At 60.1% G+C, this 22,551-nt stretch carries 17 protein-coding genes and 6 pseudogenes; 7 read left to right on the plus strand and 16 right to left on the minus strand.

Annotated elements, in window-relative coordinates; genetic code table 11:
• Window positions 1-1,024, plus strand: a pseudogene (locus tag ACZK2V_RS00640) (NAD(P)H-dependent glycerol-3-phosphate dehydrogenase).
• Between the two features lie 145 nt (window positions 1,025-1,169).
• Here the strand turns inward: ACZK2V_RS00640 and ACZK2V_RS00645 are convergent.
• On the minus strand, window positions 1,170-1,646 hold the full coding sequence (locus tag ACZK2V_RS00645) for a YybH family protein (RefSeq protein ID WP_201117804.1): 477 nt from the start codon (window positions 1,644-1,646) through the stop codon (window positions 1,170-1,172).
• A gap of 115 nt (window positions 1,647-1,761) precedes the next feature.
• On the opposite strand from ACZK2V_RS00645, the pseudogene ACZK2V_RS00650 reads away from it, so the two are divergent.
• A pseudogene (locus tag ACZK2V_RS00650) lies at window positions 1,762-2,425 on the plus strand (Ivy family c-type lysozyme inhibitor).
• A 36-nt stretch (window positions 2,426-2,461) separates the two neighbouring features.
• Here the strand turns inward: ACZK2V_RS00650 and ACZK2V_RS00655 are convergent.
• From ACZK2V_RS00655 to ACZK2V_RS00685, 7 genes and pseudogenes are all read right to left on the minus strand, one after another.
• Entirely contained in the window at window positions 2,462-3,844 is a 1,383-nt protein-coding gene (locus ACZK2V_RS00655) for a HipA domain-containing protein (protein ID WP_486322896.1), read from the minus strand.
• Complete coding sequence (locus tag ACZK2V_RS00660) at window positions 3,841-4,104, minus strand: helix-turn-helix domain-containing protein (protein ID WP_049398603.1); 264 nt, start codon at window positions 4,102-4,104, stop codon at window positions 3,841-3,843. Before ACZK2V_RS00660 ends, ACZK2V_RS00655 begins: the two co-directional genes overlap by 4 nt.
• A gap of 429 nt (window positions 4,105-4,533) precedes the next feature.
• Window positions 4,534-5,220 (minus strand): hypothetical protein, encoded by a 687-nt coding sequence (locus tag ACZK2V_RS00665; protein WP_486322897.1) that lies wholly within the window; start codon window positions 5,218-5,220, stop codon window positions 4,534-4,536.
• A gap of 156 nt (window positions 5,221-5,376) precedes the next feature.
• A complete protein-coding gene (locus tag ACZK2V_RS00670; protein WP_012509703.1) occupies window positions 5,377-5,649 on the minus strand; it encodes a hypothetical protein in 273 nt (90 codons plus the stop codon).
• Window positions 5,650-5,861: 212 nt separating this feature from the next.
• Window positions 5,862-6,811, minus strand: a pseudogene (locus ACZK2V_RS00675) (DUF2268 domain-containing putative Zn-dependent protease).
• Window positions 6,812-7,094: 283 nt separating this feature from the next.
• Window positions 7,095-8,894, minus strand: coding sequence for a UvrD-helicase domain-containing protein (locus tag ACZK2V_RS00680; protein WP_149908951.1), 1,800 nt, complete (start codon window positions 8,892-8,894; stop codon window positions 7,095-7,097).
• Complete coding sequence (locus ACZK2V_RS00685) at window positions 8,891-10,726, minus strand: ATP-dependent nuclease (RefSeq protein WP_149908952.1); 1,836 nt, start codon at window positions 10,724-10,726, stop codon at window positions 8,891-8,893. Before ACZK2V_RS00685 ends, ACZK2V_RS00680 begins: the two co-directional genes overlap by 4 nt.
• Window positions 10,727-11,298: 572 nt before the next feature.
• Between ACZK2V_RS00685 and ACZK2V_RS00690 the strand changes: the two are divergent.
• Window positions 11,299-11,904 (plus strand): annotated as a pseudogene (locus tag ACZK2V_RS00690) (IS3 family transposase); the annotation flags it as partial.
• Window positions 11,905-12,636: 732 nt separating this feature from the next.
• On the opposite strand, the gene ACZK2V_RS00695 reads toward ACZK2V_RS00690, so the two are convergent.
• From ACZK2V_RS00695 to ACZK2V_RS00715, 5 genes are all read right to left on the minus strand, one after another.
• Window positions 12,637-12,957 (minus strand): TniQ family protein, encoded by a 321-nt coding sequence (locus ACZK2V_RS00695; RefSeq protein ID WP_486322898.1) that lies wholly within the window; start codon window positions 12,955-12,957, stop codon window positions 12,637-12,639.
• Between the two features lie 314 nt (window positions 12,958-13,271).
• Entirely contained in the window at window positions 13,272-14,294 is a 1,023-nt protein-coding gene (locus ACZK2V_RS00700; protein ID WP_223224734.1) for a P-loop NTPase family protein, read from the minus strand.
• 55 nt (window positions 14,295-14,349) lie between these two features.
• The gene (locus ACZK2V_RS00705; protein ID WP_486322899.1) at window positions 14,350-15,435 is read right to left on the minus strand and encodes a hypothetical protein; all 1,086 of its coding nucleotides are present in this window, start codon (window positions 15,433-15,435) and stop codon (window positions 14,350-14,352) included.
• Window positions 15,436-15,451: 16 nt separating this feature from the next.
• Window positions 15,452-16,741, minus strand: a complete 1,290-nt coding sequence (locus ACZK2V_RS00710) for a hypothetical protein (protein WP_486322900.1) — start codon at window positions 16,739-16,741, stop codon at window positions 15,452-15,454.
• Between the two features lie 210 nt (window positions 16,742-16,951).
• A complete protein-coding gene (locus ACZK2V_RS00715; RefSeq protein WP_049462213.1) occupies window positions 16,952-17,260 on the minus strand; it encodes a hypothetical protein in 309 nt (102 codons plus the stop codon).
• A 264-nt stretch (window positions 17,261-17,524) separates the two neighbouring features.
• Here ACZK2V_RS00715 and ACZK2V_RS00720 point away from each other — a divergent pair, with 264 nt between their 5' ends.
• Together ACZK2V_RS00720 and ACZK2V_RS00725 are read left to right on the plus strand one after the other, a co-directional pair.
• On the plus strand, window positions 17,525-17,920 hold the full coding sequence (locus ACZK2V_RS00720) for a hypothetical protein (protein ID WP_134950773.1): 396 nt from the start codon (window positions 17,525-17,527) through the stop codon (window positions 17,918-17,920).
• 927 nt (window positions 17,921-18,847) lie between these two features.
• Window positions 18,848-19,615, plus strand: coding sequence for a histidine phosphatase family protein (locus tag ACZK2V_RS00725; protein ID WP_134950774.1), 768 nt, complete (start codon window positions 18,848-18,850; stop codon window positions 19,613-19,615).
• A 1,017-nt stretch (window positions 19,616-20,632) separates the two neighbouring features.
• Here the strand turns inward: ACZK2V_RS00725 and ACZK2V_RS00730 are convergent.
• A pseudogene (locus ACZK2V_RS00730) lies at window positions 20,633-20,740 on the minus strand (P-type conjugative transfer ATPase TrbB); the annotation flags it as partial.
• A gap of 50 nt (window positions 20,741-20,790) precedes the next feature.
• Window positions 20,791-21,180 (minus strand): annotated as a pseudogene (locus tag ACZK2V_RS00735) (CopG family transcriptional regulator); the annotation flags it as partial.
• Between the two features lie 28 nt (window positions 21,181-21,208).
• Between ACZK2V_RS00735 and ACZK2V_RS00740 the strand changes: the two are divergent.
• On the plus strand, window positions 21,209-21,325 hold the full coding sequence (locus ACZK2V_RS00740; RefSeq protein ID WP_239684509.1) for an Lrp/AsnC ligand binding domain-containing protein: 117 nt from the start codon (window positions 21,209-21,211) through the stop codon (window positions 21,323-21,325).
• Between the two features lie 100 nt (window positions 21,326-21,425).
• Window positions 21,426-21,617 carry a heavy-metal-associated domain-containing protein gene (locus ACZK2V_RS00745; RefSeq protein ID WP_049462211.1) on the plus strand — a complete coding sequence of 64 codons (192 nt, stop codon included), beginning with the start codon at window positions 21,426-21,428 and terminating at the stop codon, window positions 21,615-21,617.
• A 77-nt stretch (window positions 21,618-21,694) separates the two neighbouring features.
• Here the strand turns inward: ACZK2V_RS00745 and ACZK2V_RS00750 are convergent, their stop codons facing one another.
• Complete coding sequence (locus ACZK2V_RS00750) at window positions 21,695-22,453, minus strand: MauE/DoxX family redox-associated membrane protein (protein WP_049462210.1); 759 nt, start codon at window positions 22,451-22,453, stop codon at window positions 21,695-21,697.
• Window positions 22,454-22,551: the final 98 nt, after the last annotated feature.

The following is a 22,551-nucleotide window of genomic DNA, read 5'->3' on the forward strand; positions in this document are numbered from 1 at the left end:
ATGAGCACTACCGCTGACAAGATCGCCGTGCTTGGCGCCGGTTCCTGGGGAACCGCGCTGGCCAGCCTGCTCGCACGGCACGGTCACCCGACCGTGCTGTGGGGGCGCGACGCTGCCGTGGTCGAGGCCATCGACCAGCGCCACGAGAACCCGCGCTACCTGCCGGGCATCCCGCTGCCGGACAGCCTGCGTGCCACCACCGACCTGGCGTCGGCAGTGGAGGGCGCCGCCTGGATCCTGGTCGTCACCCCGTCGCATGCCTTCGGTGAAACCGTGCGTGCGCTGGCGCCGCTGCGTCCGGCCGGTGCCGGCGTGGCCTGGGCCACCAAGGGCTTCGAACCTGGTTCGGGCCGCTTCCTGCATGAAGTGGCGCGCGAAGTGCTGGGTGAGGACGTGCCGCTGGCCGTCGTCACCGGTCCGTCGTTCGCCAAGGAAGTGACCCAGGGCCTGCCGACCGCGATCACCGTGCACGGCGACGTGCCCGAGTTCGCGCAGACGGTGGCCGAGGCGATGCATGGCCCGGCGTTCCGCGCCTACACCGGCGACGACATGGTCGGTGCCGAGCTGGGCGGCGCGATGAAGAACGTGCTGGCCGTGGCTACCGGTGTGGCCGACGGCATGCAGCTGGGCCTCAACGCCCGTGCCGGCCTGATCACCCGTGGCCTCAACGAGATGCTGCGCCTGGCCGCGGCGATCGGCGCCAAGCCGGAAACGCTGATGGGCCTGGCGGGCCTGGGCGATCTGGTGCTGACCTGCACCGGCGACCTGTCGCGCAACCGCCGCCTGGGCCTGGCCCTGGGCCGTGGCCAGACGCTGCAGGATGCCGTGCGCGAAATCGGCCAGGTGGTCGAGTCGGTGCAGACCGCCGACGAAGTGATGCGACAGGCACGCCGTCATGGCATCGACCTGCCGATCTCGGACCGCGTGCGTGCCGTGCTGCACGGCGAGCAGACGCCTGAAGAAGGCCTGCGCGCTGCTGGCACGGGAACAGAAACCGGAGTATCCGGACACGCTGTTCAAGTGAATCGAAAAACCCCGGCTACGTGCCGGGGTTTTTTTATGTGTGTGGCCCATCCACGCATGGCGTGGATCTACTCCGGAATCCGCTTCTGGTAGCAGCCAACCTTGGTTGGCGCCCGGTAGCGCCGGGCCATGCCCGGCGGAATCCATCACCGCGCCCGCGGCGGTGCGTTGCCGTTGTCCATGTCCGAGAAGATCAACCACGGCCCGTCGCCCACGCGCTTCAGCGGCAGCGTGAACTTGCCGGTGTCCCCCACGTTGTTGCCGTAGCGGTAGGCACCAATGATGTAGCCCGTGCTGCCCTCCACCGAGTACGCCAGCGCGCGCAGCCGCAACGGGCTGCCGCCCTGGCCGGCATACGCGGCTTCGATCGCGCTGCGCCCACGCACCGGTAGCTGGTTGCTCTGCAGCACAAAACCATCCTCGGCGAACAGCGCAGCCAGTGCCCTGGCATCGCCCGTGCGCCAGGCCTGCTCGTAGTCGCGCAGTACGCGATCCAGCGTCGCGGGCAGGGCCGCATCAGGAAGAGGCTGTGCGGGCTTCGCACCTTCAGCATCGTGGGCGATGGCCGGCGATGCCAGCAGCAGGGCACTGCAGAAAATCACGGCGAGTCGTGTGCGGTGCATGCGTCCGGCTCCAGGCGATGACGGGAGCGTGCGAACGCATCCTAGCGCGCTGCTGGTTAGAATCACGCAGGCGCCCGCGCGGCGGCATGCACCGCAGATCAGACAAGGACAAGGAATGAAGGTTCGGATCACAGGGATGGCACTGACGGTCGCACTGCTGGCCGCCTGCGGACAGGCACCAGCGCCGGATGCAGCACCGACCGCACCGGCACCGGCCACCGAAGCACCGGCCGCCACGGCAACGGTGGTCGAGCAGGCGCCGTCCACCGAAGACGGCGTAGACCCCTCGGTGTGGGACAACGAAGGCGAACCGGAAGACCCGGGTGCTGGCGGCGAACTCACCTGCGCGGACAATCCGCTGGCGACCCACTTCTTCACCCTGGTCGGCGGCAACACCGTGGACGACTGCGGCCGCAAGGACCCGAAGGTGCTGGCCGCGTTCAACGCCCTGATGAAGAACACAGCCGCGGCCGAATCTGCTGACAAGGAGATTCCGTCGCTGCGCGAACGCCTGTTGAGCGGGCCCAGCGGGCCCGGCGAGCTGGTGGTGCTGCAGGGCGAGCCATGGTGGTTCTACACCGCCTGCCAGGCCCACGACTGCCCCGGCACCGCATTGGCGATGCTGTACTCGCCCGATCAGTCGAAGATGGTCGGCCGCCTTACCGCGCGCTGCAGAATCTGGTGGCTGGGTGAACCCAGCGACGAGCAGCGCGCTGATCGAGCGCGAGCAGCCGGTGGACAAAGCGATGCTGAAGGAAGAAGGCGAGTCCTGCGAGTAATCGGTGGTGACGCCGGATGATGTACCGGCGGCCGCATCATGCCGGTGAAAGCTGCCTCACCATGTCGGCGATGATCACGTGGACCAGTGTTCTCAGGAAATGCACTTCGCCTTCCAGGGTTGGGCCGATGTCGAAACGGGTCGACCATTGCTGGTTTTCCTGCAGCACCAGCGCGTAAAGCGCCTGGGCTTCGCTCGTGATGCGGTCGATCTGATGGCGCAGCTGCCGGGTGGCAGCCGGCCTTCCCAGGCCCAGCGCTTCACCGGCAGAAACCAGATGCTCGAAACGAAGGTCGTGGAAGCGCGCGACACCGAGAATGGGCCACGACAGTTCCGAGCGTTCTGGCCAACGTGCGCCCTCGTCGGCATACGCGCGGGTCTCGTAACATGCGGTAGACAGCAGGTCGTAGTGGGGGGCCAGTTCGATGCCCCTGCTGTCGACCAGGAAGCTCAGGTTCTTCAGGTGCGCATCGTTGTTGCCGGTGAGTACATTGAAGATCAACCAGTCGAACAGGCGGACGCGCGTCTTGAGCTTGCTTCTGCATTGCTCGACGATGACCTTCAGGGTGTCGATGCTGCCGAGCGTGTACTTGAACTGCCGGTCGAGGTTGAGCAGCTGGCAGGCGTCGATGGCATGACGGCGATGGATGGCATCGGCGGTGATTTCGCGATCAAAGCGCTCGATGATGAAGACCGGCTCCGGTATGTAGCGGCGCTCGATCTTCGGCACCTGCAGCCCCATGCGCTGTGCAAGGCGCATCACGAACCACTCGTTGGCCACGCTGTGGGGATAACTGCTGCTGGTGCTGTCAGGCTTGAGGATGTGGGTCGAGGGCTCGGCGCCCAGAGGTTGGTAGAGTTCTCCCCCTGTCTCGATGATTGCCAGCTTGTGCTGGGCACCTGCCAGTGACATGCGCTTGGCGGCACCCGCCGCAAGCGACGTGCGTGGCAGGCCTTGGATACGCGTGGAGAGTTCCGCATCGGGCAGTGGTTTTCTGCCGCCGGGTGGCAGGCGCTGGCCTGGAGGCAGCAGCGTCAACGAGCCTGCCGATTCCGCGCCATAGGCGGCCAGCAATGCGAACGCGTCCGCGCCATCCACCCTGGCATCGGTTGCCATCAGCGTGCGTTGCTGCTCTTCCGGCAGCAGATTGTCGAAGTACCACTGCACGGGGCGTTGGCTGGAGCCATCGAGGATGGCGGTGTCTTGCAGTGGCAACGCAGGCGCCAGTGGAAACCGATGTGCGCTGCCGAGCCACTCCGGCGCATAGGTGAAGCGCCACAGGTTTGCTGCTTCGGTCAGGCGGCCCACCGGCGCTTCGTCGATGCTGACCTGCAGTTCGCGTGGTGGAAGCGGATAGTGCAGTCCAGACAGGACGGTCGTTGTAATGACGTCCTTGAGATCGATACGGGGGGCGCTCATGGCACCTTCCCGTTGGCACGTTTGGCCAGCAGGGCCATCGCTTCGTCCGGCACGTCGATTTCGACATGCAGCCCCAGCTCGTCAAGCACGGTGAACAACTTGCCCCATTGCACCGTGGTACCGCCGCGTTCGACCTTGGCCAGGAAATTCTCGCTGACCCCGATGCCTTCGGCGGTTGCATCCTGGCGCAGTCCCTGATGCTTGCGGGCGGCTCTCACCAGCGGTCCCAAGGCCTCAGCCTTCTCAAGCCTGATCTTCAATGGGAACTCCCCCAGCAGAGCCTGACGCTCTGGATTCGATCCATCGTCTATACCATATAATCCTCACTGTAGTGAGGATTCTTCGCGCAAAACCCAGGATTCCTTAGAGTCCTTTCGATCTAGAGGATTTTTTCGCAAAAGAGCTGGATGCAAGAAAATCCTCATTGAAATAAGGATTTATCTGCAAAGGCGTCCAGCCTGCAAAAAATCCTCATGAACTAAAGGATTCTTTGGCGTCGTGGGAGCGCGATGCCTCATCCGGTCCATATGGGCAGCGCCACGAGGGTGGGACGTCCGCGATGAGTGGGGTCCAGGTGGGGCCTGCCAGGAGCGTGCCCGGGAACCTCTGCCTGCAGCGCAGGCTCGCAACGTCAACAGGCCTGGCCGCACCCCGGCCACAACCAGCCATGGCCGCAGGCAAAGCGTCTGTTACTTGCTCGCGCGCCGCGCGCCTTTCTCGTCTTCGTCCTTTGCATCGCCCCGGCTCTGCGCGAACTCCGGGAACGTCTTCGCGATCGAATCCTTGTCCGGAAGGATGTAGAACACGCCGCCCTTCTCGAACGTGGATTGCACGATCTGCTGGTAGAACGCAGGCGTGACGTTGATGCAGCCGTGCGTAACGCGGTTGTCGTCCGGCGAAGGTGATGCCAGCCGTTCGGCGCGCTTCTCTTTCGGAGTGCCTGGCGGCAGCGGGTGCATCGAAACGGCGGAATCGTAGTCCACCCACAGCACGCGACCGGCATCGTCGGAGGGGCCGTAGCCACCAATGAAACGGCCCGCCGGGGTGGTGCGGTCATGGCCTGGAATCGCACTCAGCGCGAGCTTGGCAACGCCGGGTGCGGAGTGATCGCCGATGGCCGAACCGAACAGCGCCGGTGCGGCACCGCGCAGCTTGCCGTCTCCGCCGAAGACCAGTACCTGCGCAGCCGCCTTGTCCATGATCGCGAACGGATAACCCTGGTTGTCCTTGCTGGCGACTACCCAGCCGGCCAGTTCGATCACCGTCTCGGACACGCTCTGGTCAGCGGGCAGTTCATCGACTGCGGCGACCGGGGGTGCAGGTGCGTCCTTGTCCCTGGCGTTGGCTACGCCGCTGCACGCAACGGCCAGTGCCATGGCCAGTGCGGCATGGAGGGCGCGGCGCGCAGGGGAGGAGGAGGTACGAATGGGATGGCTCCTTGCAGTGCAATCTTGCTGGAAGGATGCCAGTGGCCGGCGAAGGCCACTGGTTCCCGATACAGAGGTGGATCAGTTCAAACGGTGAGGGAGCGATCAGCCGCGCGGCTTGCGGCCCGCTGGTGCCCTTTCAAGCTGCTGCACGCGACCTTCGATCTGGTCCAGACGCTGGTTGGCCTGCTGCGCCGACTGGTTGGCGGACTCGGCACTCTGGGCGGCGCCCTGCACCTTTACATCGAGCTGGTCGAGACGCGAGTTGATCGTTGCAAACTCGTTCTTGTAAGAGGCGCAAGCGCCAAGGCTCACGGTGGCGATGAGCGCCACGCTGAGTGCACGGGCCATCTTCATGTGTTGCGAGGTCAGTTTCATTCCACTCCCTCCTTCGTCTGGGGAAGCTGGAATATAGCGGCGTTTGTTCCCGGCGCTACCAAGCGCTTTCAGCTGGAATTTGAGTACGTGGATGGGCTGTGAAGGCCTGTAAATCAACGAACCTTAACAAGCGGGATCAAGCGAGCTGATCTGCACCGGCGTATCGCCTTGTGCCTGTTCAATATCACCCATTCACCTGCATGAAGCCGGCATCACGGCATGTGCGTCTGTGTGCTTTCGCCTGCTCCGCACGCAGGCTGCCATCCACTTGCTTCCAGCAGCGCTGCAGCGTTTCCAGGCTGGACATCCAGCAGTTCGGCGATGGCGTTGGGCGTGTCGGCGCGCGCGCAACATAGGCATGGGCGATGCGGTAGCCGATCCAGTAGCCGAGATCTCCGCGGCGCGTATCGTCGCCGGGGCCGTTGTACAGCCACCTCGAAAGATCGGTACCCATGCTGTCCTGCAGGAACGCGCGCTCCAGCGCACACTCGCGACCCTGCGCCCAACGCTGCAGATGCGCGTTGGCCGGTTGCCCGGAGATCCGTTCGGCCACGTATTCGGCGCCGCCTTCCAGCAGCGTCTGATAGAGCAGGGTGGGCTGCTCGACATCAACGCGCGCGCCGGGCTGTTGCACGTGCACGTACTCATGGGCGATCAGGTGCACGAAGCGGTCGCTTGCATCGGCCTGCATCCAGTCGGCATTGCACAGCGCTTCCAGTCCGATGACCACACCTGCTTCGGTGGTAACGCCACCACTGTTGCCGCGGCCCACCAGTACGGTGACCGGAGGAAAGCGCGCAGATGGCAACAGGGCGCCGAGCTGATCGACGGCAGCGGCGACGCGCGTGCGGATCGATGGCAATGCGGCCGCGCAGGTTCTCGCTTTCGCAAACAATGCCGGCTTGTCCTGGATGGCCCTGGCCAGCCGCTCCATCGAGCCGATACGGCTGTCGGTGAAGCTGCGCAGGGCATCCGTACCCGCATCCAGATAGCCGTGCTGCAGATCATCGGCGCTTGGGCGCCCATGGTTGGCGTCCAGCACCTTGAAGAAGCGCGTGACATCGTCTGTCTGTACGACGATGTGCCCGGCAGGACCGACACGCTCAGCCGCCTGTGCCTGCAGCAGCGCGATCGGCGAGGCGATCAGGATCAGTGCCCGCATCAAGCATCGAGCGTGATGCGCGTAAGAAGCCGACAGTAGACGGGCAACCAAAGGTTTGTCGCCATCCGCAACCATAGGTTGAGCAAATTTCCTGCTTCCATTGGCGCAACTATGGTTGCCAAGCACTCATAGTCTCCCCGCTGACCGGCAGGAACCCAGTTCCATCAAGGGAAACGTATTCAAGTCCGATCTAGCGGAAACCTATGCTTGCTCCCATTCAGCTTCATCTCCTGCGCTGACGTTGATTCCAGTGCCGCGTTGGGTTGCTATCCAATGCGCCCATTCAGGGGGAACCGTTGCCCTGTCCGGCCGTTGGGGCTGCAGCCGTAGCGGTTGCGTCCTTGAAGCCCTTTGCATGGAGATCGGCACGAAGGCTCTTCAAAGCTGTTACAGGGACAGCCAACCACAGCAGATCCCTTGCCCGGGTCACAGCCACGTACCCGATTCGCCCGTCCTCGGTGGAACCTCCGCCTAGCAGTGCAGATACATGCGGTTTCGTTGCCATGTAGAGGACGGCATCCAGGCTTTCGCCCTTGACCTGATGCACGGTACTGATTCTGACCCGCAAGGGCTGATCGGCACCTAGGTCAGGCGGGCTCATTAGCGGTGAGCCGGGCAAACTCCTCTTCGAGAGCCGAGCACCGAGCGTGGACGATGTATGGTTGAGACCGTGGGCTGTGCTCAGATTGGTCATCAGGACCCTTACACGTTGCAACATTGCCGGCTGCCAATCGCTAATAGCGGGCAGCGCCGCGCTGGGCAGGCCCGAGACCGGATCTCGCGTAAAAGCCCAGATGACACGACGAAGTGCTCGTTCCTCTGGGTACCTGACAGGCTGAGTCAGGCGAGCAACGATGCCCTTGGGCGCGTTGTCGATCAAACCCATGATGGCAGTTGCCACGAGTCTGAATGCTGTTGAGTAGTCGGAGTGGATATCGCGCGCCATCGCTGCCTGGGCAAGGATCTTGGTCGTTCCCACGCCAGGCGCACCCTCATGCCCAGCCAGCTCGTTGGCCCACTTGCGTGCGCGGCAGAGCACGGCGGAGCGTGCTGGGTCCAACCCAGCGGAGACCAGTGTTGCCTGGAAGGCCGCCACGACCTTTTTCGTATCGGCAGTCGTGTACGGAACGAAGTAGGCCCCGTGGAGCGTAGGTGGCGCTGTCCTATCCGGATCGTCCGTGCGCGCCGAGATTGCGTTGGCGAGATCGAGTACGGCCGGTACGGACCGATAGTTCCTCGTCAGGGCGGCCGCAGAAACACCGGGTTTGCTGTGGTAGCTGGACAGGAACGAGCCGGTCGCGCCCATGAACTCGTAGATGCCTTGATTGGGATCCCCAATAAGGGAAATCTGAGAGCCTGCTTGGCTGAGCCTCTCAATGATCACCTGGTGCAGGATGCCGATATCCTGGGCTTCATCAATGAGGATATGGGGATAGCGACGCGCAAGGACTCGGAGGATCTCGGGTTGTTCGCGGAGGGTAAGGTCGACCCAGTAGCGGGCCAGCTCATGGGTGTAAGCCCCCAGTTTTCCCAAGGCTGCGGCAACCTTTGGGCCATTGTTGATCCTCGCCAGCATGCCGGAGTTCTGATAGAAAAAGCCCGTTTCAGCCCCAGAAGGGCCTATGACAACGCGATGGATATGCCCTTGGGGCACTGGGTAGTTATCGGTTCTCGGCGATTCCACCCAGAAGCGATAGTCCTTTCCTAAAAGGAATGACTCGCTCCCTGATAGCAAGAACGGGGTCGTGGTACACCCCATCGTCCGATGGGCGTGGGGTCGCAGAATATTTGTCGTAATGAACCCGTCCAATGTGTCGATCTCGACACGCTGGTGGGACGGGATCTTGAGCGATCCCATTGCGAGTGCCCGGTACTCGCGCCTGAAGGTCTCCACGGCGATGTTCGAGAAGGACAGGAGCGCAACCCGGCCCCGGTGATCACCGAGGCATTGACGTATGTGGGCCAGCCTGCGTACAGCCGTGAAGGTCTTCCCACTTCCCGCGCAAGCGATGACCGACATCGGATGCAATGGTGCCGTGATGATCTCACGCTGTTCAGCTGAAGGAGTAGTATCCGTGCTCATTCGTCTTCAGCCTTCTTCGGGCCAAGCTGACAAGCGTGTTCGACTGCAGACTGGATGTACTCCGGAACAGTGAAATCTTCCTTTTTCGCCTTGGCGATCAGGTACGCCAAAGCTTGTGCAAAGCGCCCCTTCTGGACGTTTCCGTTCTTCCGCTCGAACATTCCGCTGAACAGTACGCGAGCCTTCTCTGCATCTCCCGTAGCGGCGTCTACCTTCTTCTCCAGGTTCGCAGAGATCTTCGGGTGTAGCTCCTTAAGCGCCGCAAGCATGATCTTGCGATTGCTGGCGTACAAGGCCAAGTCATACTCAAGCGTCTTTAGCCCATGGAAGATCTTGAGATATGAATCCTCGAACTTGAGCATACTCAAGGTATTGGCGGACACCTGCACCTTGTCGCCGATCGAAGGGTAGACAGGAGCCGCCTTCTTCTTTCCACTAGAGGTCCCATCTTCCGGCGCATGGTCGTCCGCTTCTGCGCTGCCATCGCCCTCTTCCTCTTCATCCTCTTCACTCGGACCTGTTGGGTCTGCATCCGTAAGCACGGAAACAGGAATCTTCAGCGCCTTCTCGCCGAACAGTGGAATGAATGAGTCGAAGTTGAGGCCTTCAACGCTGATGAGGCTTACCCCATGCTTACGTAGATCGTGACCGCACTTCTCGGCGAGCACACTGACAAGGACCAATTCCGCAGCGCCCTCGACCAGGATTGCGCGGCGTGCAAAGAAGAGCTCAGCCCGAGTGACGTCCAAATAGCGCTCAAGCTTCTCACGCTTTCCGACAGAAAACTTGATGTCTCGGGGAAAAAAAGTCTCCACCTTGATTCCGGTGTCGACAAGACAGGTGAGACTGTCGAGGTTGGCGATGCTGGCAAAGTTGGGTGAGTGGCTGGTAACGAACAGCTGGACAGGCTTCTCTTTGTCCACTGCCTTGATGGTCTCAAAGTATCCCAGGAGCACAGCCTGCAATTGGGGATGCAGATGTGCCTCGGGCTCCTCAATGATCAGGCCTCGATAGCTGGCTTGCGGGTTCTTGGTCAGCTCGCTGAGAACGACCGCCATGAAGATCAGATTGTTGAATCCGAGCCCGTTTTGCTCAAGCTCGAACAGATCAACGGTAAGGGAGAGACGCGAAGCCAGGCGTTGGAAATCGCTGACGCTAACCCCCAGCTCGAGCAGCTGGGACAGCTGTGGCCCCAACATCTCGGAATGGCGAGTGGTTATCGCCTTATGGGTGCTCACAATCGGCGCTTTCGTCTTGAGCTCATCATCCAGCAGCTTCAGTGCCTTATTGATCTCGATCTTGCCATCGTCATCAACGAGCAGCTGAAACAGTCGGGACAGCTGGCTTGTGCGGCCGGGTCTAAGAGCCTGAGAAGCATCGCGCAGGGGCTGTAGATAGACGCCACGAAGGTTCTCCATCATGTCCGTTGTCAAGCCGACATCATCATGGTCTCCGCACCAGCGCTTCGCTCTAAGTCGCCCCGTCTTATCCGCCTCGGAGAAGCTGATGGTGATATGCGCCTCCATCTGCCCGTCCTTGGCAGGTTTCAGGGCAGTCATGAAGTCAGCTTCATCATCGGGGCTCAACCCTCGGAAGATGTACTTGAACACGATGTTGCCGCTAGGCGATCCTGTCTTCGGCCTATGAATATCGTCCGAGTCCAACCGCGGGTACGGTTCATCGTGCCCGGCAAGGAGAGACCTCAACGCATCGACAATGGCGGTCTTGCCCGCGTTATTCGCACCAACCAGAACGTTCAGTCCACTTTGGAAGTGCAGTACTGCGTTGTTGATCTTGCGGAAGTTCGAGATAGACAGCTCTGCCAAGTACACCCTGATGTCTCCTTGTGCTCATGGCGGCGTAGCCGCCTCCTGTCCCTAGCTGCAGCACGACGATGGCCGGCTGACAGCCCCTATCTACCTGGGCAGATTCTAATCAAATCAGGGGAATTGGACGTTCCGGCAACCCTCGTACGCGCATCGCCTTTTGGTTCCCCGGCCCCTCAGGCAAGTAAGGGGCGACGTCGGATCCGTCCCCCAAGCGAAGGCAGGGGGGTACGTCTGGTAGCAGTGCCTTTCAGCGCACCGACGCGCGATGAAGTGGCAGGCCCTATTCGGTCAATGCAGTGATGGCGCTTGTACATGGTGGCGGAGTTTGATTGGCGACGGCCCTCATGAAGGACAACAGTTTGTTATTGCAATTCGTAACACTGATGTCCCCGGATCGCCAATTCTTTCGGGAACGGCCTGGCGTAGCCTTCTCTTCCAGCGGTGCTGCCCATCGGCTGCCCTGAGTCAATCAACTTCTCATATCTGGAAACTGGGCTGTGGCCACCAATCGAATTTGCAGTGTTCTCGGAATTTCAAAGCCTGTCATTCAGGCCACGCTCTCATGACTGACGGATGCGCGCCTGATGGCCGCCGACGGCCTGCAGGGCTGGCCCCAGCGCAAGCGTCGCGGGCGGTGCGCAACTCCGGCCATGACAGCGCCGGGCGTGGTCAAACTGCTTGAACGCGATTTTCTCGCGCTGGAGCCGGAAACCAAGTGGGTGACAGATATTACCGAGATCAAGACCCGACAGGGCAAGCTGCATCTGTACGACCAGCGCATCGTGGGCTGGTCAATACACGATCGACAGGATCGCCAGATGGTGACCCGGGCTGTGCAGATGGCGGTGTGGCAGCGTCAAGGAAGCGATGAGGTAATCCTGCATTCGGATTGAGGCAGCCAGTTCCGCAGCCGCGACTACCAAGGGCATCTAGCGGCTAACGGGCTGATCTGCTCGATGAGCGCTGTGGGTCATTGTGGCGACAACGCGGCCTGCGAAGCCCTCTTTGGGCCACTCAAGCGTGAGCGGATCTATCGAACGAACTGCGCCACAAAGTATGCAGCACGAGCGGATGCGTTTGACTACATAGAGCGACGCCCTAACCCAAGGATGCGACGAAGGGTCGCCAGGCAGGACCAGAAGGTTGCAGCTCTTTTAGAACCGTCCGTGATATCGGGGTAGAACCCCGCGGTTGAACAACCCGCTCGGCTGCGCAGGGAAGTGATGTCTTCTTCTGGCCTTCTTCAGCGGCACGGGAAGGGATCACCGGAAGCTCGGAAGGCCGGAGAGCGCATGGCCTTTGTAATAACAACTGCGGTCCGGGCGCACTCTCTAGCGATCTCTGCCGAAATGGCGAATCTCTTCAGAACTTCACTTGCTACGCCCCGCTCGCGCATGCCGCTCTTAAGCAGGGTCATGGACAGGGCCATAATTCTGCTCGCCATGTTCCGACCCGCAAGAAGGTCCTGGCCAGGTTGCCTCTGAAGATCTAGGTAGACGCTGAATGACGGCGCACGGTGGATAGAACTTTTTCGTTTAGAAACCAACAATAAGCTAAGGAACTGCTGGCTAGGGAACACACGCGTATTGGCCTTGCAGAGCGCGTGGAGCACGACTTCGAATTTCCTCGCCTGAGCCCCCCAGTCCTCTAGATCAAAGGCGATCTCACCGTCCACCTCATGGCTTGGAAACAATGAAGTCGATGAGGCCGGAACTGGTTCGGTCAAAATTCCGATAATGTCAACAGATTTGATGGCGGATAGGTTGAGTAGCGTTCTGAAAGTGGTAGTAGTTCGTCTGAAGCGAATTGCATCCCTCCAGAACCTGTTATGAACGATCTTCAGCCTATCCAATGTCCCATCTTGAAGGAGCCCATCAAAGAAACGTTGATAGTTCTCCGCAGGAATAACCACATCAGGGTTGGTTGCGGTCCAGCGTACGACGTCCTCGATCGAGGCGTTGGCCCAGGACTGAAGTGCGCTCGGCCTCTCGTGCGTGGTTGCGCGCTAGGCTGCAACCGCAATAGGCGCACGAGGCCGCGTTGCCCCTTCGCAACTGTTGACTGTTGCCGCATTCTTGGCAGCGATCAATGATTCTGACTGAGTGCAAGGAGCAATGCGAGTAGTGAAGGAAGTTCCAGATGAGCCTCTCACTTAGACCGTTACTCTCGCCAGCCTCCAGCAGGCACTCAGGACACCAGCGGCGATTGATGCCAGCAAGGCCGCCATCCCGCATCTGCAGGACATTAATGAAAGGCGAGAGCGTGCAGCCGACCAGGCGTTGGTTAGTCAGCTGCTCTAGCGCGCGCGCGGTTAAGGCTCACCTGCCCTGGTCCCACGAAGCTATTTCGCTCACTCAGTCCATTTCTTGGCTGACCCGCAACTTTGTCAAGCACTCCTGCGAGGTGTGTCTTTGTAAACCCGGTCGTTTCGCACATCCTCTGGAAGTACCCTCCAAGTGACTCAGTCTGGGCGGTGGCTCCGTCGATCGGTGCAATTGGCGGCAGTGCTGTCCACCGATACCGCATGTGTGCCGTAGTCATTTTCGCTCTACTCCCCCGTACCCATGCGCTTCAGGAAGTCAGCAATTCTCTTCTCACCATTCAAGGGCCTCTGATCCGCAAGCTTGTTGAAGGCCAGCACGCTGCTCCACACGGTTCCAAGCTCCTTCTCGCTTGAGGAGCTGGCGTGCAAGTGCGCTTCAGTGATGCTGTTCGCTCCCTCATTCTTTCGGCGGAGCTCAGCCCTATGGACGACGTCGATAGTGGGGCCGAACACGCCAGCACCATTGGCGTACATCAAATCAGTATTCTTAACGAGGAGCTTGGGATCGGACAGGTTGAAGCTCTGCCCGATACCCTTCAGCACTGCAACGAAATCCCGCTCGTCTTGGGAATTCTTCAGGTTATACGGCCGGATGTAGACGAACCGGGATCGATTCCAGACGTCGGGGTGTCCCGCCCACAAACTCTCCGCAGTGTGGGTAGCCAGCATCACTATGACGCAGCCGATTTCTTCAATCAGTCGCACAAGGTTCGACATGTACCCATAGCTGGTTTGATGAAGATGCACCATCGTCAAGGTTGCCGCTTCTTCCAGGAAGATGTACTTAAGTTGACGTTGTTTCGCCACAGATTCGAAGCTGTGCTGCAATCTCGGCTGCGACTGCGTTGCCCTCACTCTCTTCCACAGCTGATTGTTTACCTCTGCCTCCGCCTGGACATGGTGCGCATCAGTACTGACCGATCGGTCCTTGTTCTCCAGCCAGCCGAAGTCTGGTTCCACCACGGCGTGATGGAGGCGCAGCGTGAGATCCTTGGAGTTGAACTTTCCCCGATCATTGGCCATTGCACGCACCGATATCAAAGGAAGCGTGCCAGCTGGCCAGAGGCTCTGCTTCCCGGCAAGGACGGGAAGAATAGCTTGTCTGATCTCACTCTTGCCCGAGCCAGAAGGAGCCAATGCCCAGACGAACGTACCTGGGCGCGCACCTTGGATGGCATTCAAGAGTTCGGAGTAAGCCGTCCTCATGCGGCTATGATTCACAAAAGGAATTCCAGAGTTGCTGTCCACTATCGGTTCCTGTGAATTTGAATGACTGGCGCGGGCTTGCCCCCAATTGCACAAGCTACGGCGACTCAATATCGTCAAAGTCATCCATCGCTCGCTTCTTGATTCCGCGCAGAGCGATCTCGTCAAGAGCGTCATTTGATTGAGAAGGGAGGCTACTGGAGTCCGCCTCCCCCGGCTTGGGTTGAGCCGCGGTGTTGGGCTTCGCGTTCGCGGCTGCCGTACGCATCGCCTGAGCGTGCCTCGCGCTCTGCTTTGCTTCGCGGAGCGATGGCGCGTAGAGCTGGTCATACATACCTCTGAATGACCGCTCAATCAGGGTGGAATTAGCTAGAGGCCCGATCAAGTTGCAGAACGCCTTGAACAGTCCACGATTCGTCCTAACCCAGATGAAGCTCGGGTCCTCCGGGTCTGTTCGAAGCTGCTCAACATCGAATGACGCGTCGAGCTCCCTCAGTTCATTGGAGTGAAAGTACCGACCATTCACCTCGAACCCTCGTCCGGGTACATACTTGTTATTGCTGTGCGGGATCGCGGTTCTGAAGAGGAATTCTTCGTCAACCAATGCGTGCAGGCCGGCACTAGGAAAGAGAAGATCTGCGTGGGCTGCCCGTTCGGCCGGACTTGCGAAGCCTTGTACAGGGACGCTCGGGAAGTGCTCATAAAGCGTTTCCCTGGCAACCGTATGAACGGTTTCAAAGCGGTGCTTGGCAGTTTTGTAGCTCTTGAACTTCCCATCCACGCCTCGGCCCGCCTTGTCGGGATCGGTGCTACCGACAAGCTCATGGCTGACCTGGGAATTGAACCTTCCAAAGTAGCGTTCTACGTCCGAGTTGAACCTCGAACCTGCCGTTGGGCAGATATGGATTGAGAACTGATATCGCAAAGCCAGAGCAGTGAGAAAGTGTGACTGATTCTCCGTTCCTCGATCGACAAAGATGCTGTTGAACAGTCGTCCATGTCTGCGGACGTAGTCACGTATCAGGATGGCCAAACCATCGCGCCGTGCTGGCCCGAAGACAATGGAATGCGCCATCGGCAGATCAGTCGCCTCATCTGTCCCTAGATAAATCAGAGGGGACTCTGCGCTTGCTTCCATTCCATCGTCGCTCACCACCCTCACGTCGACTTTGGTACTGTCCACGTGCAGGACTGCATGTTTAGCTAAGGCTGTACCCGACCGGTCGCGCGTCCGAGCGCGGCCGTTGCTTTTGGTAGCCACGCATTCCCTGCGTTGCAAGGACCTTACGCAGCTCCAGGCGCGGATCAGCGAGCCTGCGTTCGAAGGCCTGGCGGCTCTGTGGCGACTCGCCGTCAGATTCACAGGCCTCCTTGAGCGCAGCGTATGCGTCCTTCTTCTGTGAATACTTGCCTGCGGCGTATGCGCGAATTGCCTCAGCCGTCCGCTTCTCCTGAACGGGGGTAAGCCGGCTCATTCGGTTTCCGCTTGCATGAAACCTGGTAAGGCACTGCTCGAGTTCGTTGTCACCTCTGCTTCGCGCCTCGATCACCTTCCGCGCTATCTCACGCAGGTGTTTGGGGACGGCTGTACCCTTCGCATGCGCGGATTGAATCAATGCGAGCCGCTTTTCGGCGTTGGTGGCGTCGACTAGCGTCGCCGTTGCGAACGCAGAGTTCAGTTGATTGCGAGAGTGCCTGGCAACCTCAAAGAAGTTGCTTCCTATCTCAATAGCCTGAGCCTGATTCAAGGTCAAAAAGAAGTTGCTCGTGTCCGTGAGCGGAACATGCTCAACTGGACCGAAGGCCCAGCGGGTTCCAAGCAGAAGCGCCGCTTGGCTCACGTTGAATCCCTCGATAGTCTCGATCATCCAATCGAGGCTCTTGGGGCCGTCGGCGAGATGCGCATGGATGCGTCTGCCCAAGGCTTGAGCCTCGTTGGCGGGTACCATACGCACCTCGTTATAGATGACCTGCAGGTTCCGGAGTGGCGTGTCGACGCGGGAGGGACTGAGCCACAGGACGTGCTCCATGCCGCGCTGCCTTGCCCAAGGGCCATAGGCAAGGTTCTGAAGATTTCCATCGACGTCGACCCATTCACCGGACTTTGCCGCAAGCAAGCTGTCACGAGCGGAGCCGGCCTTGCATTCGACCAGCTCAATGCGACGGGTGCGGACGACCAGAAAATCCAAGGTGCCGCTCCTTACATGATTGCCAAGTCTCACTCCCTTACAGGCAACCTGCGGGAAGTAGCCAAGCACATCCGGATCCAGCTCCAGAGTCAGCGCGAACATATGTTCAACGGTATGACTCTCCAGCGTGATGAGCTGGCCACACTTGACTGAGTTGAAGTGGGTCACAACGTTGTTCAGCGCGCCTTTTCCTGGCTTCCGCGCTGGACTCGAGCTAGCCATCTCAAGGATGTGCTGTCGCTGTTCGACAGTTAGGCCCTCATGCTCCCGCAGACGCTGGGCCAGTTCTTCTTGATTCATGGAACCCTGCCTATCTACTGGGAGGCGGGCAGCCGCCTCCCTCCCGGAATGCCTAGGGGTTGATTCTTATCGGGGTAAGGGGGTAGATTCGGCATAGCGGTTCTCATCGCTGCGCCTTAAACAGACCCCGGCCTGCCAGCCGGGGTTTGTCTTTTCTGCCCCAGAGAGTCTTCTTAGCTCATCTGGAGGACCTCCATGGGCAGATTGGGATCATTGAGCGGTCCGCCGACTGGTTACGGGATCTGCGCCGCGTGATGCATTGAACAACCATTGGGCGAGATCCCTGGATCGGATCATGCGCCCCTTCCTGCCGGGAATGGTCGAGGTTGCTATTCCCAGGCGGTTGTCATACGCCGCGCGCCTGGCCGCGCTGATGCTGTTGTAGCCAAGCAGCATCCACACTTCTGAGAGCCGGACATAGAGCCCGTACTCCTCCGCCACCTGCTCGGCGAGCTGGTCAGGAGTCGTTGCGCGAAGTGCTAGCGTTTGTATCGACAAGGGCACCATGTAGGCGAGCATCACTCACTCTCTTTCATATTGCAAACAGCGAGCACATCTTCTTGCTTGTGGGGCGCAGATTATCTGATCACGTATCAGATCATCTGATATGCATGCTGCTACAGCGGCTGGCATGTCAGATGATTTAGTACGCAATACAGTTTGTGGATTGCGCTAGCATGGGCATGCTGCCGACTGTTGAAAGAGATGTCGGCGCACCTGTAGGCGTGGGGTTGTGCTGCGCCACGATGTGCCTCTAAGGGAGGTTGATTGGAAGATGAGTACATGATGACCATCCCTACAGATGAGCTCAGTCGCGAAGAGCTTTCAGGCTCAGCATTGAGAGCGTTCTTCAACCTCGCTGCGCGATGGCAACTGTCCGGACCTCAGCAGAGAGCTTTGCTTGGAAGCCCACCCGATGCTTTTTATGAGGCATGGGCGCGAGGGGCCTACGAGCATATCGATGCCGAGGTCCTGGTGCGGATTAGCTATCTACTCGGCATTTACAAAGCTCTTCATATCCTTCTGCCTGACCCCGTTCAGGCGGATGGCTGGATAAGGCGACCTAACATGGCGCCCATGTTTGCTGGTAACACCGTGCTGGATTTTATTTGTCGCGGAGGCTTGCGCGAACTTCGGGATGTGCGATCTTACTTGGATGGGCAGCACGTCAGCACCTAGGCAAGGGGTGCCATTTACCATGGACGCTGGAATACGGTCGTACTGCTGACTGTTGTTCATGCGCACCTGAAGCGGTCTGACTTTCGTGCAGGTCTGGCTAAAGATCAGAGGGATGTATGAGACCAACCATTCTTGCAATGGACCTAGAAGGAACGCTGATCTCAAATGCGGTCAGCCAGATCCCACGCCCTGGCCTGTTCGCGTTCCTGGAAGCGATGCGGATCAAGTTCAGTCAGCTAGTACTCTTTACGACTGTTCCGGAGTCAAGAGTGCGAGAAATCTGTAGGCTTCTCGTGGCGGAGGGTGTGGCCCCGAGCTGGTTTGGGAAGCTTCACTACGTTTCATGGTACGGACCAACTAAGGACCTGCGATTTGTTACATCTCACGCCGGGGAGGCCCTTCTGCTAGACGATCATGCGCCTTACGTACACCCCGGTCAGGAATGCTGGTGGGTAGAGGTCCCGTTGTTTGGCTCACCCTACGCCAACGATGACACGGGGTTGGATCTGGCGCGGTTAAGAATCGATGAGCGACTAGCTCAGCTCTCGCTTGGGGGAGGGCATTGAAGCAGCTCGGGAAGACTTCAAAGTTGAAAGGTTTCGCTTGGGGTGCAGTCAATTCGAATGCTATGACAGTGTCGCGCTCTCCCCCAATGACATACAGAACTTCCTTCTTGCGCCGCGCATGTGCCCGATGCAGCCGACACTAAACCGGCCTTGAAACGGCGCTAACAATGCGCGATGTGGAGGCTTAGGCAAAGGCATAGCGCTTCGCTGCGAAAGGGAGCGCTTGCAGCGGACATCGGCTTTTCGTCAAGCGGGGATAAGGTGGCTCGGTCGTCGACAAGGTCTCAACCATGTCTCAACCCAGTCGTTTGCAGGACTTTATGCCCGCTACAACGCCCGGACAGATAAGCGGGAGATTGATATGCAGCAGAACAGTGCGATGGAGGGGGTTGCCGCGCGGTGGCCAGAGCGGATCTGGGTGGTACGGCATGGCCAAAGCGCCGGAAACGTTGCGCGAGACCACGCTGAGGCAAATAACATCACCTTAATCGAGTTGGAACACCGCGACGCGGACGTGCCTCTCTCCTCGCTGGGGGAGCGCCAGTCGCAAGCACTGGGTGCTTGGGTACTGGGACTTGCCGAGCACCAACGCCCGCAAATCGTGCTGACTTCTCCATACATGCGTGCAAGGCAGACCGCCCAAGCCGTGGCCGACGCGCTTGGCCCTGGCCACCGTCTAATCATTGATGAGCGCCTGCGTGAGAAGGAGTTCGGCGTTCTGGACCGCTACACCTCCAGTGGCATCGTCGCTACCTTCCCGGAACTGGCCGCGCAGAGACGGCTGGTTGGAAAGTTCTACTTTCGCCCACCGGGCGGAGAAAGCTGGTGTGATGTCATCTTGCGGCTACGCGGCGTTGTCGGGGATCTCCAACGGAACCACGCCGGTGCACGCGTGATGATCGTCGCGCACCAAGTGATTGTGAATTGCATGCGATACCTTCTAGAAGGCATGGACGAGGATGCCATCCTCGACCTTGACCGCGAAGGCGATGTGCCCAACTGCGGGGTCACCGAGTACTACGCTGCTGAAGGTGGGCAGCTTGCCTTGGTGCATGCCAACTTCATTTCGCCTGAACTGGCCGAGGCCCCAACCACCGCTTCGTCGGATCAGCCCGCTGGAGCCAAGTAAGGTACAGCGTCGGGACCCGACCACCTAACCGCCATCTCTCTGCAGACATGCTCGCTACTCGTGCAGAACGTCCGGTTCTGGCCAGAAGCGGGCACTGAGGCAGGTTTCGGCCCGAGCGATGCTAGCCTCCAGTTTCGACTCCAGGGAGACCTCCGCTGAAGGGCTCGCTCCCGCCCTGTTCGTGGTGGGGGTATGCATGTGCTTGATACCCGGACGCAGCGGACATAAGATCGAGCGGTATCAGGGGATAGCCTGCCACAAGGTGCGCTGTGAATAATTCATTTGACCGGACTCTAGGGTCCGGCTACTAGGTAGTCAGGGTCTATGGCAGTAACTAATCCTCTGACAGAATAAGAGCTGGTCGCGCATAGGCGAGGCAAGTGGTCTGTAGCCGGAGTGCCGCATCGCGGCTGGACTTGCGTAGATATTGAGGATCTTGGAGAGCCGCAGATCGATTGCGAGATGTGCGAGTCGCAAACCATCCGCTACGTCCATCACATGGAGCACCCAGATTACCCGAACGTTCTCGAGGTTGGGTGTGTATGTGCCGGCCACATGGAAGGCGACCTGGCGGCCTCGCGAGCCCGTGAAGCCTCTATGAAAAGCCGCGCAGCAAAGCGCAAGCGTTGGACTGCGCGTGCGTGGAAAGTTTCGGCAAAGGGGAATCCGCATATCACTTCGGATGGATTCCGCATTACCGTTTACCCGCGCGGCGGAGAATGGGCCTGTACCTTGGCTGCGCTAGACGACTCAACTGTCCTGCACGCTCGCCGCAACTACAAGTCTCAAGCGGAGGCGAAACTCGCTGCCTTCGACCACATCACTCGTCTTCAATCCAAAGCTGGCGCATAGCAGTCCATTCAAGTTGAATCGCCACAAGGTTTTGTGGACTGTGATTGCTAGCATACGCGTAGGTTCCGGCCGAAAGCAGACGAGCTGGCGCCGACGACGCGATCAGGAATGCTAGGGCCCCTATTCGACCCGAAGCGAACACTGCCATGGATGCGAGGTGGCTACAGACAGGCGATCCACCCAAAGGGTGCGGTCCGGGTTGAGCATGATTTCCACGACGTCGGGGTCTTCGAGCGCGGTGGCGTTCAGCGGCCCCATTGCCGTGCGCAGCATCTGGATGCGCCGGTCGAGCGACGTGGCGCTCATGGATTGGGGAACGGCGCTCATGACGCACGCTCCCGTGCTTGAGCGGCTGCCGCTGCGTCCTCCATCCGCATCGGGTCGGGGTGCAGTTCCTCCACCACGTCACGCGCCAGGCTGCGCCCGCGCATCAGGTGGCGGCCAAGCTGCTCGGTGAACTGCTCGAATCGCGCCTTGCCCTGCGCGCGGGCCGCGTCTTGGTGCGCTTCGGGAACCGGCGTGCTGACGGTGAGGTAGTAGCGGATGAACAGAGCCAGCGTTTCGATGGCGATGTTCTGATCGCGCTCCATGCGCTCGGCTTGGCGCGACAGCCGATCCAATCGCTTGGCGATGGCTGCCTCGCGCTGGTCGGCCGCGTCCGGCGACAGCCAGGACGCCAAGGCGGCGGCGACGATGCTGGATTTGGACACGCCTTATCTGCTGCGGGTGGTCGTCAAGAACATGGCTCACTACTCTCGCTTCGTGCTCGACACGCTGCTCAAGCACCCCAGCGTGCAGGACTGCAAGACAAGCTTCGTGCTGGATCGGGTAAAGAGCACCACGGCCTTGCCCCTATGAGCATTCGGCCGATTGGTGTAGCGGGGATGCAAATAGCGCTTGACCTTCCAACCTTGGCAAGGACCAGACTTCAAACACCCAAACCCGAAAGGAGTTTTCCATGCAATTCCATCTCGAAGACATGACCTGCGGCGGCTGCGCCCGCACCGTTACGAAAACGATCCAAACGATCGACCCCAACGCTAAGATCGTCACGGACCCGCCGACCCGCCGTGTCGAGGTCCAGACCTCGGCCTCGCAAGAGCAGATCGCCGCGGCCCTGAGCGAAGCTGGCTTCCCGCCGCGCGCGTAGTAACACCGCGTCGTGGCCGGCCTGCACACAGGACGGCCGATGCGAGCACGTGCGCTGTGCCGTACCTGGCGCGGCGCTCAGTGCATCCCAAGGTAGGCGACCTTGGCCCACATCCACAGGGCCATCGCCACCATCATCAGGTTCTCGGTCAGGGACACGAAGCCCAGCGGCACGTTGCTGTCCCCGCCCACACAGGCGCACTTGAGTTCCCGGCGATCGACATAGACCGCCTTGAAAACCGACACGGCCCCGACGGTCCCGATGAACAGCGCCAACGGAATCGACACCCACATCCCCACGCCCGCGACCATCAGGACGCCTGCGATGGCCTCCGCGAACGGGTAGAAATAGGCATACCGAACCCAGCGCTTGGCCAGCAGGTCGTAGTTGAGGAACATCGTCGCGAAGCCGTCCACGTCCTTGAGCTTCTGCAGCGCCAGGAGACACATGGCAAAGGCCACGAACCACTCTGCCGCCTGAATGCTCCAGAGCTGGCCGAAGGCCGCCCAGCTCGCCGCCAGCGCCATCGCGGCCGCCATGGCGAACAGCGCGATCACAGGGATGTAGGTCACGGCGTTCTTGTCCTTCACGGACATGCCGAAGAATTTGCGCAGGTCGTCGTAGCCGCCCACGCGCCGCCCGTTTATGAAGACCTGGGGCGTGGTCTCGACGCCATGCTCCTTCTTGAACGCATCCGTCTGCTCGCGGCTCGCCAAGTGTTTGTCCTCGACCTCGTAGCCCTTGCGGTTGAGCAGATCGAGCGACTTCAGCCCGTAGGGGCAGGTATGGCCGGGCATGACCATCCGGTAGAGCGTGGCTTGTTTGGGCGCAGACATGCTGGACTTCTCCTGTGGGACTTTTCACGGGCCGGCCGCAGCGCCGACTATCACGGATTGAAGGACTTTGACGACATTTCCAGCCTAACCGGCGGTGG

The sequence above is a fragment of the Stenotrophomonas sp. 93052_Sma genome (genome assembly GCF_056481145.1).

Excerpts from the sequence above, each read along its gene's own strand:
- ACZK2V_RS00740 (WP_239684509.1), top strand. The coding sequence starts at position 21,209 with ATGGCTCACTACTCTCGCTTCGTGCTCGACACGCTGCTCAAGCACCCC.
- ACZK2V_RS00750 (WP_049462210.1), bottom strand. The coding sequence starts at position 22,453 with ATGTCTGCGCCCAAACAAGCCACGCTCTACCGGATGGTCATGCCCGGC.
- ACZK2V_RS00645 (WP_201117804.1), bottom strand. The coding sequence starts at position 1,646 with ATGCACCGCACACGACTCGCCGTGATTTTCTGCAGTGCCCTGCTGCTG.
- ACZK2V_RS00715 (WP_049462213.1), bottom strand. The coding sequence starts at position 17,260 with ATGCTCGCCTACATGGTGCCCTTGTCGATACAAACGCTAGCACTTCGC.
- ACZK2V_RS00720 (WP_134950773.1), top strand. The coding sequence starts at position 17,525 with ATGATGACCATCCCTACAGATGAGCTCAGTCGCGAAGAGCTTTCAGGC.
- ACZK2V_RS00665 (WP_486322897.1), bottom strand. The coding sequence starts at position 5,220 with ATGGCACTGGCCGTTGCGTGCAGCGGCGTAGCCAACGCCAGGGACAAG.
- ACZK2V_RS00725 (WP_134950774.1), top strand. The coding sequence starts at position 18,848 with ATGCAGCAGAACAGTGCGATGGAGGGGGTTGCCGCGCGGTGGCCAGAG.
- ACZK2V_RS00745 (WP_049462211.1), top strand. The coding sequence starts at position 21,426 with ATGCAATTCCATCTCGAAGACATGACCTGCGGCGGCTGCGCCCGCACC.
- ACZK2V_RS00710 (WP_486322900.1), bottom strand. The coding sequence starts at position 16,741 with ATGAATCAAGAAGAACTGGCCCAGCGTCTGCGGGAGCATGAGGGCCTA.
- ACZK2V_RS00680 (WP_149908951.1), bottom strand. The coding sequence starts at position 8,894 with ATGAGCACGGATACTACTCCTTCAGCTGAACAGCGTGAGATCATCACG.
- ACZK2V_RS00695 (WP_486322898.1), bottom strand. The coding sequence starts at position 12,957 with ATGCGGGATGGCGGCCTTGCTGGCATCAATCGCCGCTGGTGTCCTGAG.
- ACZK2V_RS00655 (WP_486322896.1), bottom strand. The coding sequence starts at position 3,844 with ATGAGCGCCCCCCGTATCGATCTCAAGGACGTCATTACAACGACCGTC.
- ACZK2V_RS00670 (WP_012509703.1), bottom strand. The coding sequence starts at position 5,649 with ATGAAACTGACCTCGCAACACATGAAGATGGCCCGTGCACTCAGCGTG.